The 3,962-nt window shown below is 32.0% G+C and carries 1 protein-coding gene; it reads left to right on the plus strand.

The genetic code is table 11. The features are described 5' to 3' along the window. On the plus strand, window positions 1-2,188 hold a 2,188-nt coding region (locus ACFIK4_RS01100), incomplete at its 5' end, for a type ISP restriction/modification enzyme (RefSeq protein ID WP_375674631.1). Between the last annotated feature and the right edge of the window lie 1,774 nt (window positions 2,189-3,962).

Below are 3,962 nucleotides of genomic sequence, written 5' to 3' on the forward strand. Positions count from 1 at the left end.
CTTTATCACAAGGCTTTTACAATCAAAGCTCATAAAACCAGAGGATATGGAATATAAGTTCCGTCATGATATCCATGCCAATGAGATTGTTTTGCTAGCGTACTACATAGCAGCGATTAACATTGAATCGACTTATCATAGTATCATGAAAGGTGAGTACATTCCTTTCAAGCATATTGGTTTGACCGATACATTCCGGATGCTTGAAAAACAAGATCTGATGAGAGGTTTACTAGAGAAAAACAGTGAATATTTAGAACTTCAGAAAAACCTCAATATTGAAGTTATTTTTGGGAATCCTCCTTATTCAGTAGGGCAAAAAAGCGAAAATGATAATGCAAAGAACAGCCCTTATCCCATATTAGATGAACGTATCCGTAAAACTTATGCTGCTCAATCGAAAGTAACGAATATACGAGCACTTTATGACAGCTATATCCGTGCCATTCGTTGGGCAAGTGACCGTATTGATAATGCTGGGGTAATAGGCTTTGTTTCTGGTTCTGGTTACATAGAAAAGCCAACAATGGATAGCTTACGAAAATCTTTAGCCAAAGAGTTTACGAGTATTTATGTGCTTAATTTACGGGGGGATATTCGTAAAAATATGTTAAGCGATGGGAAAGCTCAAGAAGGTGAAAATGTTTTTGGCAATGGTAGTATGACTGGTATTGCTATAACATTGTTTATCAAAAATCCCAATGCTTCCGGAGATTGTAAAATTTACTATCATGACATTGGTAATAATTTCACGACAAAAGAAAAACTTACAGCTCTTGAATACTTTGGTAGTATTGATGGCATTACACGTGAACAAAGTTGGCAAATGATCACGCCGGATGAACATGGTGATTGGATAAATCAACGTGATGAGAGTTTCAAAACATTCCTAGCCCTAGGTGATAAGAAAAGTCATGGTAAAAAGCTGTTTGAAAATTTTTCTCGCGGTATTATGACGAGTCGTGATGCTTGGACATACAACTCAAGCCCTGAAGCTCTAGCGAAAAACATGAGTAATATGATTGCCTTCTATAACAGTGAAGTGGAACGTTTTAATGATACTTATGCACACACTGACCGTAAAATACATACCAATGTTGTAAATAATTTTGTAAATTCAGATGAAAGTAAGATAAGTTGGAGCCGTGGACTTAAACAAGAGTTGACAAAAAGAAAGTTTTTTGAATTTGAAGAGACATGCCTCATACCAAGTCTGTATCGTCCTTTTACACAACGATGGCTTTATTATAATCGTACCTTCAATGATATGGTTTACCAAATGCCGCGGATATTTCCTATAGAAAAAGCGACTGAAAATAAAGTGATACAAGTTTCTTCTGTAGGAGCAAGAAGTGGATTTTCTATCTTGATGACTAAAAATGTACCTGATGTGAGTGTAATAGATACAGGTCAATGCTTTCCACGCTATATTTACAAAGATGATACGGTTTCAAAAAGTAAAAATGAAAAACAATCCCATTTATTTTTAATTTCTACAGAAGAAAGTAAAACAGCTGATTTACAGAGGCGTGATGCCATTACTGATGAAGGATTAGCACATTTTAAAGCAGCTTATCCGAATGAAAAAATCACTAAAGATGATTTGTTCTATTACGTCTACGGATTGTTACATTCGGAAGATTATCGTGCTCGTTATGCTGATAACCTCTCTAAAGAATTGCCTCGCATCCCTTGTGTAAAAAGCGCTGAAGATTTTTGGAAGTTTGTTAATGCTGGACGTGAACTAGGGCATTTGCACGTGAATTATGAAACTGTAGAGCCTTATCCCGTGACCTTTAAAAAGGGTAATCCAAAACAGACAGAGATCTCTAATCCCGAAAAATTCTATTATGTAACTGAAATGAAATTCGCAAAAATTAAGAATAGTAAGGAAAAGGATAAATCGACTGTTTTTTATAATAGCAATATCACAATAACAGATATCCCTCTTGAAGCTTATAAGTATATCGTCAATGGCAAACCTGCTCTTGAATGGGTTATGGGGCGTCAATGTGTAAAGACTGATAAAAAGAGTGGCATTGTCAATGATGCCAATCGCTATGCTGTTGAAACCATTGGCAACCCTGCCTACCCTCTAGAGTTGTTTCAAAGAGTTATTACCGTAAGTTTAGAAACAATGAAAATCGTAAAAAAACTACCAAAATTAGAAATGAGAGAAACTGAATAGATTTGGCATGCTCAGATGATAGGCATGTTAACCTCACAAAGGGGTATAAGGTCTTATAACCTATAGGTTCTATACCCTCTTTATAAATTGCTTACATACAATCTTTAAAAGGAGTGTTTGTATGCGTTATTCTAAAAAGAAGAAACTTGCACTTTTAGATACTCTTATTTGGATTGCCTTTAAGACTTTTAAGAAACCCTATCTAAAGTGAATTAAATTTTTTTACATTGCCTTTAAAAGATTATACCGTAATCTAAAATGATAGCTTTGTTTAAAGAGAGTTATGTATATTCATTTTCTTATATTACTTATAGGTTTTGAAGGTTTCTCAAACCCTCAAAATACCTTCAAAACCCCTTTTTATATATATTACAGATTGTATTTACGTGTTGTGTGTAATATAGGTTGTTTATTTAAAACATTAACATATTGAAATATAATAACTTTTATTTTTGATTGAAAAATAATATATAAAGGGGAGTAAAAGGAACCCTCAAAATACTCAAAATCTTCAAAACTCATAACCATAATGGTCTTGATAGCATTTCATATGAGTTACAAGCTATCTTTTGAAAGGCTTTAAAAGATCATATGCTTTTCATAAAGCACGTTTTAATCACTCACTAAAATAATCTATTTTGTCAGTTCAATTTACTGACACATAACTGACAAGTTTTAATCAATTCACATCATTGGTTATCTTTAAAGATTGTAATAGTGATATGAGTTATGTTTTTAAAATACTAACCTATTGAAATATAATGTTTTTAATTTTTACTCATAAAAAAAAATAATAGAAGGTCTAAAAGGAACTGACAACACTGACACGGTCTATTAAAAGGGATTTTACTGATCTCTATAATGATCAGTTTCTATTGAGATGTTTTCATAAGTGTTTTCATAACAGACAATAAATCGCAATTATCCTATTTATCATTTCTCTTATGAACATGAAAAATGATGCCATGGCTATAAAGAACATAACAACTATAGAGAAAGCAAAAATGCAAATGAAAGCATTTGTTTATAAAGACAGTCCCTATAAAGGCTGTTAAGTCTAAAATGTGTTATTAAAAGAAATTAACAGAAATCTTAAAAGCCATTTAGTGACAAAATTGATAGGTTATAAAGTTTAAAATACGCATAATGAGAGCGTTTCTAAATATTATAAATGTATAGATTCAGAAAATAACGCAATCGTTTNAAATGTATAGATTCAGAAAATAACGCAATCGTTTAATAAAACCTATAATATATCTTTAAAAGCACATAAATATAAAAGAAGCAATTAATAAGCATAAGATATTATCAATACATAACGTATTTAAAAAATAAGAAAAAATATCAAAAAAGATAAAATATTATTTGACAATAAATACGTATTTTGCTATATAAATAATCAAGTGCTTAACAACACTAAACAGTAAGCGAATAGGTTGCGATAAACCTAATCCTATTAAAAACTGACTATCTTTTATGCTTTTGTTAGCATATATAGTGATTTTGTCGGGTGTAGTTACACCATACAATACCCATTTATGGGAAAAGTGTAACGACGGACTTACTGCCGTGTTTGTTAGCACCCGGCGCCTCTATAGAGATGCCAATAACAAACATTTAATCAGTAAGGTTTTAATTATGAAAAATATATCAAAAAACACCCCCGTTATCTCTAATATTTCAAATGAAACCACGTCTGTTAATCAACAAGAGCCTGCAAAAAAATATGAATTTATTGATGATTGTGAATATATCGATGGTCATTTCTTAACTC

This window comes from Bartonella sp. AP9QHHD, assembly GCF_042195625.1.
Lineage (GTDB): Bacteria > Pseudomonadota > Alphaproteobacteria > Rhizobiales > Rhizobiaceae > Bartonella.